This is a genomic window from Pseudomonas sp. SMN11 (assembly GCF_052041945.1).
GTDB lineage: Bacteria > Pseudomonadota > Gammaproteobacteria > Pseudomonadales > Pseudomonadaceae > Aquipseudomonas.
The window spans coordinates 29,918-45,312 of the sequence record NZ_JBKGGW010000046.1; the positions used below are offsets into that span (position 1 = coordinate 29,918).

The following is a 15,395-nucleotide window of genomic DNA, read 5'->3' on the forward strand; positions in this document are numbered from 1 at the left end:
TCCGGGCCGGCGCACAGGCGCGGGCCACGTGTAAAACCGGGAGGAAGGGCCAGCCGCGCCGGCCCAAGGCAATCAGATGACCCGCACGTGCAGCTCGCCCAGGCCATCGACGCCACCGACCATCAGCTCGCCGGCCACCACCGGGCCGACGCCCTCGGGGGTGCCGGTCATGATCAGGTCACCGGGCTGCAGCTCGAAGAAGCGCGACAGGTAGGCGATGGTTTCCGGCACCGACCAGATCAGCTTGTCGATGTCGCTGCGCTGGCGGTCCTGGCCTTCGACCTGCAGCCACAGGCCGGCCTGTGTCGGGTGGCCAACCTGGCTGGCCGGGTACAGCGCGGCAATTGGCGCAGAGGCGTCGAAGGCCTTGCCGATTTCCCACGGGCGACCCATTTCGCGCATCTTCATCTGCAGGTCGCGGCGGGTCATGTCCAGGCCTACGGCGTAGCCGAACACGTGCTCGTTGGCCTGGGCCAACGGGATGTCGCGGCCGCCTTTGCCGATGGCGGCGACCAGCTCGATCTCATAGTGATAGTTGCTGGTTTCAGCCGGGTACGGCAGCTCCAAGGTCTGGCCGTCGGCCACCGGGACTACGGCATCGGCTGGCTTGCAGAAGAAGAACGGCGGCTCGCGCTCCGGGTCGAAGCCCATTTCGCGAGCGTGGGCGGCGTAATTGCGGCCCACACAGTACACCCGGCGCACCGGGAAGTGCTGGTCGCTGCCGGCAATCGGCAGGCTGGTGGGGGCGGCAGGTTCGAACAGGTAAGTCATGGCAGAGGCTCCTCGGATCAATGGTGTTCGCGGGCTTCGCGCAGCAGCCCGAGGGCCTCCTGCACCGGCCGGTCGGAATAGCTGAACAGCACGCACTCGTCGTCGGCCTGCAGGCTCAGCGGCGCCCAGCTCGGCACCACGAAGGTGTCCTTGGGCTCGAAGTGGAAGGTCTGCCCGCCGATGATGGCGCGGCCACAGCCTTCGACCACCGAGTACACGGTGGCGTCGGTGCAACGTGCGGTCTTGCCGATGAAGCCCCGTGGCAACAGTTGCATGCAGGTGCCGATGGTCGGCATGGCCCAGCCGCCGGTGGCCGGGTTGACGTAGCGCAGCTTGACGCCGTCCCACGCATCCACCTCGCCCTGGCGCTCAAGGGTGGCCAGCGCTTCGCGGGTGCGGGCGTAGGGGTAGCTGAAGATCGGCGACGTGCCGTCGTGCACTTCGTGGCGCACAGGCAGCATGTTGGCGCCGTAGCGAGCCAGGCTGTTGCCCTCCGGGCGGCTGAGCGGCTGCACGGCTTCGGGGTAGTTCTCGGCGAAACCGGCGCCGTAGAAACGCACGGTGGGGATGTCCAGGCCGTCGAGCCAGATCACCGGCTCACCGCCTTCGGCTTCGCTCGGGTTGCCGTGGTCGTGCCAGGTCCAGGACGGGGTGATGATGAAGTCGCCCGGGTGCATGGTGGTGCGCTCGCCGTCCACTGCGGTGTAGGCGCCCTTGCCTTCGACCACGAAGCGCAGCGCCGACTGGCTGTGGCGGTGGCTGGGGGCGATTTCGCCCGGCAGGATCAGCTGCAGGCCGGCGTACAGGCTCGGGGTGATCGAAGCCTGGCCACGGATGCCCGGGTTCTCCAACACCAGCACCCGGCGTACGGCCTCTTCGGCGCTGATCAGCTGGCCGGCTTCCATCAGGTACGGACGCACCTCGCTGAAGCGCCACAGTGCCGGGACGCAGGCGGTAGTGGGCTGGCTTGGCACCAAGTTGTGCAGCTGTTCCCACAGCGGGAACAGCGCCTGGGTGTCGATGCGTTGATAGAACTCGGCGCGGGTCGTGCCGGTGTTGTCGTTGTTATTCATCGCTTCCCCTGTAGTGGGCTGTGAAGGGGTTCATGGCAGCGGCAGCGCCCCCGTGTGGCGTCGATTAAACGCCCACGCGGCATACATAAAAAATGATATTTTCGTATGCAGCCATACGATAAAGATGATGGGAGATTCACCATGCACTGGACCCGCCGCCTGCGCCCACGCCACCTGCAACTGCTGGTGACGCTGGCCGAAACCGGCAACCTCAGCGATACCGCGCGGCAGGCCTACACCACCCAGCCGGGGCTGTCGAAGTTCCTCAAGGAACTCGAAGAAGACGCCGGCGCCCTGCTCTTCGAGCGCCATGCTCGTGGCTTGCGACCGACCGCCGAAGGCACCCTGCTGGTCAACCACGCGCGGCGCATCCTCAGCGAAATGGAACGGGCGCAGAGCAACCTGGATGCCCTGCGCGAAGGCAACACGCCGAACGTGGCCATCGGCACTTCACCGGCCTCGGCGCCGAGCCTGGTGCCGGACGCCATCCTGTACTTCCTGGAAAAACACCCGAAAGCGCATGTATCACTGCAGGAAAGCACGATGAACGTGCTGCTCGAACGCCTGCAGCTGGGCCAGCTGGACGTGGTGGTCGGGCGCGTCGACAACTACCAGCCGAGTCAGGCGCTGCACAGCGAAATGCTGTTTCGCGAGCCGATGCAGGTGGTCGCCCGCCCCGACCACCCGCTGGCCGAGCGCAAAGGCCTGGGCTGGGACGACCTGTACCAGTACGACTGGCTACTGTGGCCGCCGGCCACGCCGATCCGCAACCGCCTCGATACCGCCTTGAGCAACGCCGGGCGCAAGCCGCTGCCGTGCCGGATCGAATCGTCTTCGCTGATGGCCAACCTGTGGTTGATGCAGAACAGCGACATGCTGTCGGTCGCCTCCGGGCGGGTGGCCGAGCATTTTCATGGGCGTGGGTTGCTGCGCCGGCTGGACTTCGAGCTGGAGGCGGAAGGCTCGATCGGCATGTGCTGGCGCGATGAGCCGCATATCGAGGGGGCGGTGCTGGATTTGCTGGAGAGTTTGCGCGAGGCGGCCCGCTCGCCCATTCGCAAGCCTTGATCGGTGGTGGGTTCTTCGCGGGCAAGCCCGCTCCCACAGGGATCTCACCAGCCTTGAGTCTTGTAGGGTATCTGTGGGAGCGGGCTTGCCCGCGAAAAAGCCACCGCTATTCTCAAGCCGAACGATCCGCCCGCCATGCCGTCATAACCTTGGCCGGTGCCGCCACGCAAAGAGGACGCGAAATGACCCAGCCCGACCCGTCATACCTCAAATGGCTTGAAGACCGTTCGATGCTCAAGGCCTCACAGGAACGTGCCAGGCTGTACTCCGGCCAGTCACGCCTGTGGCAGAACCCCTACGCCGAAGCCCAGCCACGCCGCGCCACCGAGATCGCCTCGGTGTGGCTGACGGTCTACCCCGACGCGATCATCGCCCCTGAAGGCTGCTCGGTACTGTCTGCCCTCGGGCACGAAGCCCTGTGGAAACGCCTGTCGGAGATCGGCGTGCAAGGCATCCATACCGGCCCGATCAAGCAATCTGGCGGTGTGCGCGGGCGTGACTTCACCCCCAGCATCGACGGCAACTTCGACCGCATCAGTTTCGACATCGACCCGCTCTACGGCAACGAGCAAGAGCTGGTACAGATGAGCCGCATGGCCGCCGCGCACAACGCCGTGACCATCGACGACCTGATCCCCTCGCACACCGGCAAGGGCGCCGACTTCCGCCTGGCCGAACTGGCGCACGGCGCCTACCCCGGCCTCTACCACATGGTCGAGATCCGCGAGGAGGACTGGCCGCTGCTGCCCGACGTGCCCGAGGGCCGTGATGCTGTAAACCTGGCACCCGCTTTGTGCGACGAACTCAAGCTGCGCCACTACATCGTCGGCCAGCTGCAGCGGGTGATCTTCTTCGAGCCCGGGGTCAAGGAAACCGACTGGAGCGCCACCGCACCGATCACCGGGGTCGATGGCAAGACCCGGCGCTGGGTGTACCTGCACTACTTCAAGGACGGCCAGCCGTCACTGAACTGGCTCGACCCCAGCTTCGCCGCCCAGCAGATGATCATCGGCGACGCCCTGCACGCGCTGGACTGCCTGGGCACCCGCGGCCTGCGCCTGGATGCCAACGGCTTTCTCGGCGTGGAGACCCGCGCCAGCGGCAGCGCCTGGTCCGAGAGCCACCCGCTGTCGATCGTCGGCAACCAGCTGATTGGCGGCATGATCCGCAAGGCCGGTGGCTTCAGTTTCCAGGAGCTGAACCTGACCCTCGACGACATTGCACAGATGTCCAAGGGCGGTGCCGACCTGTCCTACGACTTCATCACCCGCCCGGCCTGCCAGCATGCCCTGCTGACCGGCGACACCGAATTCCTGCGCCTGATGCTCAAGGAGATGCACGCCTTCGGCATCGACCCGGCGTCGTTGATCCATGCCCTGCAGAACCACGATGAACTGACCGTCGAGCTGGTGCATTTCTGGACCCTGCACGCCCACGACATGTACCTGTACAAGGGCCAGACCCTGCCCGGCGGTATTCTGCGCGAGCACATCCGCGAAGAGATTTACGAACGCCTGTCGGGTGAGCATGCGCCGTATAACCTGCGCTTCGTCACCAACGGCATTGCCTGCACCACCGTCAGCCTGATCACTGCGGCACTGGGCATTCGCGACCTCGATCAGCTCAGCCAGGCGGACATCGCGCTGATCCAGAAGGTGCACCTGCTGCTGGTGATGTACAACGCCATGCAACCGGGCGTGGTCGCGCTGTCCGGCTGGGACCTGGTCGGCGCCTTGCCGCTACCGGCCGAGGCGGTGGCCGAGCGCATGCTCGATGGCGATACCCGCTGGATCCACCGGGGCGGCTACGACCTGGCCGGGCTCGACCCGCAGGCACAAGCTTCGGTGCGCGGCATGCCCCGCGCCCGCTCGCTGTACGGCAGCCTCGACAGCCAGCTGGACAACCCCGAGTCGTTCGCCAGCCAGGTGAAGAAGCTGCTGGCCGTGCGCCAGGCCTATGGCATCGCCACCAGCCGCCAGGTGCTGGTGCCCGAGGTCAGCAGCCCGGGCCTGCTGGTGATGGTGCATGAGCTGCCGGCCGGGCGTGGCATCCAGATCAGTGCCTTGAACTTCAGTCATGAGGTGATTGCCGAGGAGCTGCACCTGACCGGCTTCACCCCGGGGCCAGTGGTGGACATGATCAACGAGACGGTCGAAGGCGACCTGACCGAGGATGGCCGGCTGACCGTCAATCTCGACCCTTACGAGGCGTTGTGCCTGCGTATCGTCAACAGCAGCGGGCATGTGTGATTGGCGATAAAAACGGCACGGTATTCAATAAAAGTGTAATATCGAATGGCCATATTGGGCGCCCCTGAACAAGAACTCATGGTCGCCCAATGCATTTCACGCCCAATCGTCTGGCCCTGTGCGTCACACTGGCCTGTGCCGCCTTCGCCCCTGCCGCCTTGGCCAAGGACTACCTGATCGACAGCGCCAGCACCGATGCCCTGGAGCTGAAGAAGGCCGACACCCTCAAGGTAACCGCCAATGGCAGCATCGTGGCCAGCGACGACGACGGCGTGATCCTGCCCAAGCACACCAGCGGCGCCACCCTCACCGTCGATAACGCCGGCATCATCCGCTCCACCGATGGCCGCGGCATCGACACCAAGGACGAGGGTGAAGACCTCAGCCACTATGTGATCAGCAACCAGGCCGGTGCGCTGATCCAGGGCACCAACGATGGCCTGCGCTTCCAGACCAACCCTGCAGCGGGCGGCAGCCTGAGCATCGTCAATGCCGGCACCATCGAGTCCACCGTCGAAGGCCAGGCCATCGACCTCGAAACCCTGAACAACCCGGCCTTCACCACCACCCTGGTGAACCAGGCCAGCGGCGTGATCCACGCGGTCGGCAACGATGCGATCAAGACCGGCTCCAACGCCACCATCACCAACTACGGGCTGATCTACACCGACACCGCGCCGCAGGACAAAAACGGCCTGGACCAGAAGTGGGATGGCATCAAGATCGGTACCTCCACCGGCGTCACCGTGTACAACTACGGCACCATCAGCGCCGACCGCCATGGCATCGATCTGAAAAGCGACGCCACCCTCTACAACTACGCTGGTGCCAGTGTCACCGGGCGCAACGGCTCGGGTTTTGGCTCCGACGGCAGCGGCACGGTGTACAACTGGGGCACCATCACCGGCGCCATCGCCGACGGCAAGATCAATGGTGACGGCGACGGGGTCGACATCGACAACATCGGCCATGTGTACAACGCCGGCACCATCCAGGGGCTGGGCGCCAAAGGCGTGGACAGCGGTGGCCGGCCCAACGGCAGCGAAGGCATCGCCATGGGTGGCGGCACCGTGATCAACACCAGTACCGGGGTGATCCGCAGCGTCGATAACGGCATCCTGGTCGACGACGGCGCCGAAGGCTCCGGCGTGGCCGCGACCCACATTACCAACGCCGGCCGTATCGAGGGCGAAAACGGCTTCGGCATCAAGCTGATCGGCGACTTCGCCGACACCGTGATCAACAGCGGCACCATCAGCGGCGGCAATGGCCTGGCGCTGAGCATGGGCGCAGGTAACGACAGCCTGGTGGTGGAGACCGGCGGCGTATTCAACGGCCGGGTTGATGGTGGCGACGGCGTCGACAGTGTGACCCTGAACGGCACCGGCAGCTTCGGCAACAGCGCCAATTTCGAAACGCTCAAGGTCAGCGGCGGCAGCTGGACGCTGACCAGCCTCGACGACTTCAGCCAGGGCGGCGTGGTGACCGCTGGCGCCACCTTGGTCAACCAAGGCAGCATCCACGGTGAAATGCTCATCGAACAGGGGGCTACCTATGCCGGTGGCGGTTCGGTCGGTGGCCTGCAAGTGAACGGCACCCTGCTGACCAATACCGGCCTGGGCGTGGCGACCATCGCGGGTGACCTGAGCTTTGGTCAAGGCTCGACCCTGGTCTACGGCGTCAACGCCGATGGCAGCAGCGCCCCGCTCAGCGTCAGTGGTACGGCCAGCCTCGACGGCGCTACCCTGCGCATACAGCCCAGCGCCGGCGAATACCCGTGGCAGAGCCACTACACCGTACTGACCGCAGGATCGGTCGATGGCCGCTTCGGCCAGGTCACCAGCGACTATGCCTTCCTCACCCCGACCCTGAGCTACAGCAGCACCTCGGTAGGCCTGGACTACACCCGCAACGACGTGGCCTTCGAGCACTACGCGCAGTCCGACAATGGCGCAGGTGCCGCACGCAGCCTGGCCAGCCTCGGGCAGAACAGCAACCTATACAACGCCGTGCTTGGCACCACCACGGCCGGAGCCGGTAGCGCCATCGAGCAGCTGTCTGGGAGCAACACCGCCAACCTGGCGGCAGCGACGATGGCCGGCGCCAGCCAGGTCGGGAGCACCATGCTCGGCGCCATGCAGGCCATGGGCAGCTCAGGCGGCCTGCTGGTGGGCATGAACGACGAAGACGGCCCTGCCCTGGCCGCCACCGGCGTGCCACGCGAAGCGCGCAACCTCAACGACCCGAACGCTCAAGGGCGGGTCTGGGCGCAGGCGCTGGGCAGCTACGGCAAGGTCGATGGCAGCCACGGTGCCAGCGCGCTGGAACAACGCACCGGCGGCGGCGTGCTGGGGGTGGACTGGGCGCTCGGCGGCGACTGGCGCCTGGGCGTGCTGGGTGGCTATTCGCGCACGCGCCTTGACAGTACCGGCCTGGACGGCACCGTGCGCAGCTGGCACGCCGGCGTGTACGCCCAGCACCAGAACGGCCCGCTGGCCGTACGCCTCGGCGCGGCATACAGCAGCCATGACGGCGACAGCAAGCGTGACGTGGCCTTCAGCGGCTTCAACGAACGCCTCAAGGGTGACTACGATGCCGACAGCCAGCAGGCCTTCGTCGAGCTGGGCTATGCCATGGGCAGCGGCCGCCTGAGCACCGAGCCGTTCGCCAGCCTCGGCTACCAGCGCTACCACCGTGACAGCTACCGCGAACAAGGCGGTGACGCGGCGCTGGCAGTGGATGCCGATACCCAGGACAACTTCAGCAGCACCTTCGGCGTGCGCCTGGCGCACCTGGGACAGCTGGACAACGGCATGAGCCTGACGCCACGGGCGACCCTGGGCTGGCGCCACACCTACGGCAGCATCGATACCCGCACGCGCCAGGCGTTCATTGCCGGGGGGGATGCGTTCAGTGTCGAGGGCAGTGCGATTGACCGCGACAGCTTGCTGGTCGAGGCCGGGCTGGACCTGGGGTTGAGTGCGCGGCAGAGCATTGGTGTGGGGTATAGCGGGGAGCTGGGCAGCAACAGCCGTAACCATGCGGTTGTCGGGCAGTGGCAGTTGAAGTTCTAGAGCTTCACTGCCTGATCCGGCCTCTTCGCGGGTAAACCCGCTCATACAGAGACGGCGCAGGTTTCAAACCCTGTGCTGTAGCTGTAGAAGAGGTCGGTACAGGCAGCTTGCATTTGCGGCGCCACGGGCATAGTTTCCTGATGTTTTCCCTCTCTGTGCCCAGGAGCAACTCCATGTACACCGGCATCGTCCAGGCCGTTCGCCCTCTGCTTGATGTGACCACCTACCCGGGCCACAACCAGTTCACCATCGACCTCACCCCGGAACTGCTCGACGAGCTGAAAATTGGTGCCAGCGTCAGTGTCGAGGGCACCTGCCTGTCGGTTACCGAAATCGACGGCACCCAGGTGAAGTTCGACGCCATGACCGCCACCCTCGAACGCACCAACCTGCACAGCTTCAAGGCTGGCCAGGGGGTGAACATCGAGCGCTCGGCGAAAATGAACGCCGAAATAGGCGGCCACCTGATGGCCGGCCACATCGCCACCACCGCCGAGGTCGTCGAACTGTCGATCAAGGAAACCGGCGCCTTCATCACCTTCCGCATGCCTCCGCAATGGGGCAAGTACGTGTTCCCACGGGGCTTCATCGGGGTCAACGGCTGCAGCCTGACCGTCGCCGATGTCGAGGACAACGTGGTGACCATCAACCTGATCCCGGAAACCCTGCGCCAGACTACCTTCGCCCGCTATCAGGCCGGCGAGTTGCTGAACATCGAGGTGGACCACCAGACCATGGTGCTGGTGGACGTGGTGGAGCGCACGATCAAGAGCACCCTCGCCCGCGAAATGCCGCGCTGAAGCCGGCCCGTGCTACCCAACGCCTCCCCCGCGCGCACGGCCAGGCGCCTGCGCCTGCAGACTCTGCGGGGTCGCGTCGGCCTTGGCCTGGTGGCGGGGTTGTCGGTGCTGGCCGGCATGACCGATGCCATTGGCTTGCTGGCGCTGGGTGATTTCGTCTCGTTCATGAGCGGCAATACCACACGCCTGGCCGTGGCCATCAGTGAAGCGGACCTGGCCATGGTGCTGCGCCTGAGCGGCGCCGTGCTGGGCTTCGTGGCCGGCAATGCGCTGGGCGTGCTGCTGGCGCGCGGCTTCCGGCGCCGGGCCTGGCCGGTATTGCTGGTGGTTGCGGCACTGATGGCCTGCGCCGCGTCGTGGCCCTTTGCGGCAACCTTCCCGGCACTGCTGGCCGCCACGCTGGCCATGGGCATGATCAATGCGGTGGTGGAACAGGTCAACGGCCTGCCTATCGGCCTGACCTACGTCACCGGTGCCCTGTCGCGCTTCGGCCGCGGCCTGGGGCGTTGGTTGCTGGGTGAGCGGCGTAACGGCTGGCGGGTGCAACTGGTGCCCTGGTCCGGCATGCTGCTGGGCGCCGCCCTCGGCGCCTGGCTGCAACAGCACCTGGGTTTGCAGGCGATGGCAGGCAGTGCTGCGCTGGCCTGCCTGCTGGCGCTGGTGTCGCGGTTCATCCCCCGTTCGTGGCAGCGCGGCTACATGCCGCGCTGAGCCTCACTCGATGCGCGGGTGCTGCTGCACCAGCAGCTTGCGCTTGGCCTCGAGCTCGGCGATCTGCGCGTCGATGTCTTCGATCTTCTGCTCGATGTTGTCGTGGTGCTCCTGCAGCAGTTCGCGCGCTTCTTCGATGTCCGAAGCGGCGGGCGCTGCGCCACGCAGCGGCTTGTTGGCGGTTTCCTTCATGGTCAGGCCGGTGACCAGGCCGATCAGGGCAATCACCATCAGATAGTACGCCGGCATATACAGGTTGCCGCTGCTTTCCACCAGCCAGGCGGCGAGGGTCGGGGTCAGGCCGGCGATCAGCACCGAGATGTTGAAAGCGCTGGCCAGGGCGCTGTAGCGGATGTGCGTGGGGAACATCGCCGGCAAGGTCGAGGCCATCACGCCGATGAAGAAGTTGAGCAGCACGGCGATGATCAACAGGCCGGAGAAGATCAGCCCGAGCGCCCCGCTGTTGATCAGCATGAACGCCGGAATGGCCAGGGCGAACAGCCCGACACTGCCTACCACGATGAACGGGCGGCGGCCGAACTTGTCGCTCATCAGGCCGATGATCGGTTGCACGAACAGCATGCCGACCATGATCGCGATGATGATCAGCACGCCGTGGTCTTCGCTGTAGTGCAGGTTGTGTGACAGGTAGCTGGGCATGTAGGTGAGCAGCATGTAGTAGGTGACGTTGGTGGCGATCACCACGCCGATGCAGGTCACCAGGCTGCGCCAGTGCTGCGTGGCGACCTCCTTGAACGACACCTTCGGCCCCGAAGCCAGGCCCTCGCGGTCACCCTGTTCGAGCTTGTCCACGTGCTGCTGGAACGCCGGGGTCTCCTCCAGCGCGTGGCGCAGGTAAAGACCGATGATGCCCAGCGGCAAGGCCAGGAAAAACGGCAGGCGCCAGCCCCATTCGAGGAACTTCTCTTCGCCGACGACGGTGTTGATCAGCACCACCACCCCCGCCCCGAGCACGAAGCCGGCAATCGAGCCGAAGTCCAGCCAGCTGCCGAGGAAGCCGCGCTTGCGGTCCGGGGCATACTCGGCGACGAAGATCGACGCCCCGGTGTACTCGCCGCCCACCGAGAAGCCTTGGGCCATTTTCGCCAGCAACAGCAGGATCGGTGCCCAGATGCCGATCGAGGCATAGGACGGTATCAGGCCGATGGCAAAGGTGCTCAGCGACATGATCACGATGGTCGCGGCGAGGATCTTCTGCCGCCCGAAGCGGTCGCCCAGGGCGCCGAAGAACAGCCCACCCAGCGGGCGGATCAGGAACGGTACCGAGAACGTGGCCAGTGCCGCGATCATCTGCACGCTGGGGTCGGCGTTGGGGAAGAACACCTTGCCCAAGGCGAAGGCGACGAAGCCGTACACGCCGAAGTCGAACCACTCCATGGCGTTACCCAGTGCGGCGGCGGTGATCGCTTTACGCATCTTGGCGTCGTCGACGATGGTGATGTCCTTGAGGCCGATTGGCTGGACGCTTTTCTTGCGAGATTTCATGCCTGTATCCCTGTCGCTGAAGGCTCTAAGGGATCAGATACAACGGGACACTAAATAATTCAGCACTCACTGATTTTTTCTCGACATGAACAATCCACAACCGGAAAGACGAATAGTAGACAAATTGTATTATTGAGATAGACAATGACAAAATGTCGCACTCGAAGGCCGATGTGCCAACCGTGGCATGCCTGCGAGCCTGATCGTTAACCGGAGTATAAAAATTGCAAAAAGTCACTTCGTTGCCTGGTGATGACGCCCGTCCGGGCTGGTATCACACGAGCCCCAAGCGTCAGCCACGTCCGGGCCATTCGGGCCGCAAGGAAGCGCGCTGGACCATCGTCGGCGCCGGCCTGACCGGTTTGGCAGCGGCGCGCCAGATGGCGTTGAACTTCCCCAATGAAGAGATCGTGCTGGTCGAGGCCCAGGAAGTCGGCTTCGGCTCCGCAGGCCGCAACGCCGGTTTCGCAATCGATGTGCCCCACGACATCGGGGCCAAGGACTACATCGGCGATGTCACCACCGCGACCAAGGTCCTGCGCCTGAACACCCTTGGCCAGGACTACCTGCGCGACATCGTCGAGCGCAACGGCATCGACTGCCAGATGTCCGACTCCGGTAAGTACCAGGCAGCCGTCGGCGCCAAGGGCATCGCCATCCTCGAGGCCTACCGCAGCGGCCTGGAGAAGATCGGCTGCAGCTCCACCCTGATCGACGAGCAGGACCTGCCCGCGCACATCGGCACCTCGTACTACAAGAAGGCCCTGCACATCCCCGGCACTCTGCTGCTGCAGCCCTCGGCACTGGTCAAGGGCCTGGCCGACCACCTGCCGGCCAACGTCACCCTGTACGAAAACACCGCGATCACCTCAATCGACCAGGGTGAACGCATCACCCTGGCGCATGCGCACGGCAGCATCGTCACCGACAAGCTGATCCTGGCCAACAACGGCTTCGCCTCGGCTTTCGGCTTCCTCAAGGGCCGCCTGCTGCCGACCTTCCTCTACGCCAGCCTCAGCCGCCAGCTGACCGAGGAAGAACAGGCCCGCCTGGGCGGCCAGCCGGTGTGGGGGGTGATCCCGGCGCACCCGTTCGGCAGCACCGTTCGGCGCACCGCCGACAACCGCATCCTGATCCGCAACAGCTTCAATTTCTACCCGGACGGCCGCCCGCGCGCCAATGCGCTGAAGCGTCACCTGCCGGCCCACCGCAAGTCGTTCGAACGGCGCTTCCCGATGCTCGGCAACGTCGAGTTCGAATATTCCTGGAGCGGCGCCATCTGCCTGTCGGAAAACCACGAAGGTTTCTTCGGCCAACTGGCACCGAACGTTTACGGCGCACTGTGCTGCAACGGCCTGGGGATCACCCGTGGCACCGCCACGGGCAAGCTGCTGGCCGACTGGCTGGTGGGCGAGCGCAACGAGCACATCGACTTCCTGCTGGCCTCGCCCGGCCCGAACAAGACCCCGTCGCAACCCTTCCTTTCGATCGGGGTGAACTCGGTGCTCAAGTGGGGCCAGTTCCGCGCCGGCCTGGAAGTCTGACCCAAGCGGGCCGCCAGGCCCGCATCCACCTGTTTTTGCATCACCTACCGTTCAAGAGAGACTCATGCGTTCCACTGCCTCACCCATCATGATCGACGACGTTGAAATCAACCACTTCCATCAACTGCTCACCCTGCGTACCGGGCTGGGCTGGGTGATGGTCGGCTACATCCTCAGCATCATCGGCGTCGCCACCCTTCCCATGTCCGCAGCCTTGCAACTGGGCGGCTTCTGGCAAGGCATGGTCGCCGCCATGGCCCTGCTCGGCGTGTTCGCCGGCGGTTTCTTCGGCGGCTGGCTGACCGACCGCATGGGCCGGCAGAAGCTGTTCTTCGTCGCCCCGGCCATCGTCCTGCTGTCGTCCATCGCCATGCTCTGGGTTCAGGACCCGCTGGCCCTGTCGTTGCTGCGCCTGTGCTGCGGCCTGGCCGTCGGCATCGAATACACCGCGGCCGGCTCGCTGCTGACCGAGTTCATCCCGCAGAAATCCCGCGGCTCGCGCCTGTCGCTGCTGACCGTGCTGTGGTTCGTCGGCGCCGCGCTGGCCTACATCGCCGGCAACTTCATGCTGGCCGACGCTGGCCCGGAACAATGGCGCTCCGTGATGGCCAGCCCGGCGATCATTGCCGGCTTGCTGTTGCTGGCCCGCCTGGGCACCCCGGAGTCGCCGCGCTGGTTGCTGAGCAAAGGCCGCCGCCAGGAGGCCGAGCAGATCATCCGCCAGGTCTACGGCGACGAATTCTCACTGCGCAACATCAGCGATGACACCGCCTCGGGCAAGGCGATGTCGTTTCTCGACGCGCTGCGCGCCGGCTACGGCAAGCGCATCTTCTTCGTGGTGATGTTCTGGGCCTGCGCGGTGATCCCGCTGTTCGCCGTGTACGCCTTCGTGCCCAAGCTGTTCCAGGCGCTGAAGCTGACCGGCAACCTGGCCGCCTACGGCTCGATCGGCATCACCCTGGTTCTGGTGATCGGCTGCTGCGTCGCCACCTGGTTGATCAACTACCTGGGCCGGCGCACCATCATCATCCACAGCTTCCTGTGGTCGGGCCTGGCGCTGCTGGGCCTGGGACTGTTCCCGGATGCCCAGGGCTGGGTGGTGCTGTCGCTGTTCGGCGCTTATGCGCTGTTCATCGGCGGCGCCCAGGTGCTGGAGTTCGTCTACCCGAACGAGCTGTTCCCCACCGAAATCCGAGCCTTTGCGGTCGGCATGGGCGCCTCGCTGGCCGCCTTCAGCTCGGCCATCGGCACCTGGCTGGTACCCATCTCGCTGGAGCAGTTAGGTATCGCCAACACGATGTTCGCGGCCACGGCGATCACCATGCTCGGCCTAGCGGTCTCGCTGGTGCTGGCACCGGAGACCAGGTCGATGAGCTTGCAGGAAGCGGCAGCGCTGTAGGCTGCCACCTTTCGCGCAGAAAAAAGCCGCTGCAATTGCAGCGGCTTTTTCATGCCTTGGATCAGATCCCTTCGCGGGCCAGGTCCATGGCGAAGTAGGTCAGGATCAGGTCGGCACCGGCACGCTTGATCGCGCCGATACTTTCACGCACCACCCGGCCTTCGTCGATGGCACCGGCCAGGCCGCCGAACTTGATCATCGCGTACTCGCCGCTCACCTGGTACGCCGCCAACGGCAGGCGCGAGGCGGCGCGGATGTCGGCGATCACGTCGAGGTAGGCACCGGCCGGCTTGACCATCAGCACATCGGCCCCTTCCTGCTCGTCGAGCAGCGACTCACGCACCGCCTCGCGGCGGTTCATCGGGTTCATCTGGTAGCTCTTGCGGTCGCCCTTGAGCGCGGTACCGCCCGCTTCACGGAACGGACCATACAGCGACGAGGCGAACTTGGTGGAATAGGCCATGATCGCGGTGTCGTGGAAGCCGGCACCATCCAGCGCGCTGCGGATGGCCTGCACCTGGCCGTCCATCGCTGCCGACGGGGCGATGAAGTCGGCACCGGCAGCGGCGGCGATGACCGCCTGCTTGCCTAGGTTGGCAAGGGTGGCGTCGTTGTCCACGCCGTGGTCGTGCACCACGCCGCAGTGGCCGTGGCTGGTGTATTCGCAGAAGCAGGTGTCGGACATCACGACCATTTCCGGTACGGTGTCCTTGCAGATCCGCGACATGCGCGCGACCAGGCCGTTCTCGTTCCAGGTGTCGCTGCCGGTGGCGTCCAGGTTGTGCGACACGCCGAAGGTCATCACCGACTTGATGCCGGCGCGGGCATAGCGCTCGATTTCCTGAGCCAGCAGTTTTTCCGGAATGCGGTTGACGCCCGGCATGCTGGTGATCGGCACGAAGTCATCGATGCCTTCCTCGACGAAGATCGGCAGGATCAGGTCTTCCAGGCGGAATTCGGTTTCCTGGAAGATCGTGCGCAGGGACTCGTTCTGGCGCAGGCGGCGGGGACGAACGGAAGGGAAACGGTTGGACATGACAGCTCCAGGGCATTTTTTAACGGCGTATACCTTATGCCTGTCGCGCGCCAGTGAAAAGGCCAGATGAAGAGATTATGTCTTACGTCAAAGGCAATAAGCTTTTTTCCTGTGGCGGGGGGGGGGGGGGGGGGGGGGGGGGGGGGGGGGGGGGGAAGAAAAAA

At 65.2% G+C, this 15,395-nt stretch carries 11 protein-coding genes; 7 read left to right on the forward strand and 4 right to left on the reverse strand.

Annotation, left to right across the window (positions count from 1 at the left end):
* Positions 1-72: 72 nt before the first annotated feature.
* On the reverse strand, positions 73-771 hold the full coding sequence (locus ACLEJU_RS26110) for a fumarylacetoacetate hydrolase family protein (RefSeq protein WP_435424003.1): 699 nt from the start codon (positions 769-771) through the stop codon (positions 73-75).
* Between the two features lie 17 nt (positions 772-788).
* On the reverse strand, positions 789-1,844 hold the full coding sequence (gene gtdA, locus ACLEJU_RS26115; protein WP_435424002.1) for a gentisate 1,2-dioxygenase: 1,056 nt from the start codon (positions 1,842-1,844) through the stop codon (positions 789-791).
* Positions 1,845-1,985: 141 nt separating this feature from the next.
* On the opposite strand from gtdA, the gene ACLEJU_RS26120 reads away from it, so the two are divergent.
* The 5 genes from ACLEJU_RS26120 (at position 1,986) to ACLEJU_RS26140 (ending at position 9,746) form a co-directional block, all read left to right on the forward strand.
* Positions 1,986-2,912: a LysR substrate-binding domain-containing protein gene (locus tag ACLEJU_RS26120; RefSeq protein WP_435424001.1), complete on the forward strand. Its 927-nt coding sequence runs from the start codon at positions 1,986-1,988 to the stop codon at positions 2,910-2,912.
* Between the two features lie 182 nt (positions 2,913-3,094).
* A complete protein-coding gene (gene treS, locus ACLEJU_RS26125; RefSeq protein WP_435424000.1) occupies positions 3,095-5,161 on the forward strand; it encodes a maltose alpha-D-glucosyltransferase in 2,067 nt (688 codons plus the stop codon).
* A gap of 89 nt (positions 5,162-5,250) precedes the next feature.
* Positions 5,251-8,235 carry an autotransporter outer membrane beta-barrel domain-containing protein gene (locus tag ACLEJU_RS26130; protein ID WP_435423999.1) on the forward strand — a complete coding sequence of 995 codons (2,985 nt, stop codon included), beginning with the start codon at positions 5,251-5,253 and terminating at the stop codon, positions 8,233-8,235.
* A gap of 173 nt (positions 8,236-8,408) precedes the next feature.
* Positions 8,409-9,035: a riboflavin synthase subunit alpha gene (locus ACLEJU_RS26135; protein ID WP_435423998.1), complete on the forward strand. Its 627-nt coding sequence runs from the start codon at positions 8,409-8,411 to the stop codon at positions 9,033-9,035.
* Between the two features lie 9 nt (positions 9,036-9,044).
* Complete coding sequence (locus ACLEJU_RS26140; RefSeq protein ID WP_435423997.1) at positions 9,045-9,746, forward strand: YoaK family protein; 702 nt, start codon at positions 9,045-9,047, stop codon at positions 9,744-9,746.
* Between the two features lie 3 nt (positions 9,747-9,749).
* Here ACLEJU_RS26140 and proP read toward each other — a convergent pair whose 3' ends face one another.
* Positions 9,750-11,252: a glycine betaine/L-proline transporter ProP gene (proP, locus tag ACLEJU_RS26145; RefSeq protein ID WP_435423996.1), complete on the reverse strand. Its 1,503-nt coding sequence runs from the start codon at positions 11,250-11,252 to the stop codon at positions 9,750-9,752.
* Positions 11,253-11,476: 224 nt separating this feature from the next.
* On the opposite strand from proP, the gene ACLEJU_RS26150 reads away from it, so the two are divergent.
* Positions 11,477-12,796 (forward strand): NAD(P)/FAD-dependent oxidoreductase, encoded by a 1,320-nt coding sequence (locus ACLEJU_RS26150; RefSeq protein WP_435423995.1) that lies wholly within the window; start codon positions 11,477-11,479, stop codon positions 12,794-12,796.
* Positions 12,797-12,860: 64 nt separating this feature from the next.
* The gene (locus ACLEJU_RS26155; protein ID WP_435423994.1) at positions 12,861-14,195 is read left to right on the forward strand and encodes an MFS transporter; all 1,335 of its coding nucleotides are present in this window, start codon (positions 12,861-12,863) and stop codon (positions 14,193-14,195) included.
* Positions 14,196-14,256: 61 nt separating this feature from the next.
* Here the strand turns inward: ACLEJU_RS26155 and hemB are convergent, their stop codons facing one another.
* On the reverse strand, positions 14,257-15,231 hold the full coding sequence (gene hemB, locus ACLEJU_RS26160; protein WP_435423993.1) for a porphobilinogen synthase: 975 nt from the start codon (positions 15,229-15,231) through the stop codon (positions 14,257-14,259).
* Positions 15,232-15,395: the final 164 nt, after the last annotated feature.

What these genes read in the sequence shown, in the direction of transcription:
- ACLEJU_RS26110 (WP_435424003.1), bottom strand. Translation starts at nt 771, where the DNA reads ATGACTTACCTGTTCGAACCTGCCGCCCCCACCAGCCTGCCGATTGCC.
- ACLEJU_RS26120 (WP_435424001.1), top strand. Translation starts at nt 1,986, where the DNA reads ATGCACTGGACCCGCCGCCTGCGCCCACGCCACCTGCAACTGCTGGTG.
- proP (WP_435423996.1), bottom strand. Translation starts at nt 11,252, where the DNA reads ATGAAATCTCGCAAGAAAAGCGTCCAGCCAATCGGCCTCAAGGACATC.
- gtdA (WP_435424002.1), bottom strand. Translation starts at nt 1,844, where the DNA reads ATGAATAACAACGACAACACCGGCACGACCCGCGCCGAGTTCTATCAA.
- ACLEJU_RS26135 (WP_435423998.1), top strand. Translation starts at nt 8,409, where the DNA reads ATGTACACCGGCATCGTCCAGGCCGTTCGCCCTCTGCTTGATGTGACC.
- ACLEJU_RS26130 (WP_435423999.1), top strand. Translation starts at nt 5,251, where the DNA reads ATGCATTTCACGCCCAATCGTCTGGCCCTGTGCGTCACACTGGCCTGT.
- treS (WP_435424000.1), top strand. Translation starts at nt 3,095, where the DNA reads ATGACCCAGCCCGACCCGTCATACCTCAAATGGCTTGAAGACCGTTCG.
- ACLEJU_RS26155 (WP_435423994.1), top strand. Translation starts at nt 12,861, where the DNA reads ATGCGTTCCACTGCCTCACCCATCATGATCGACGACGTTGAAATCAAC.
- hemB (WP_435423993.1), bottom strand. Translation starts at nt 15,231, where the DNA reads ATGTCCAACCGTTTCCCTTCCGTTCGTCCCCGCCGCCTGCGCCAGAAC.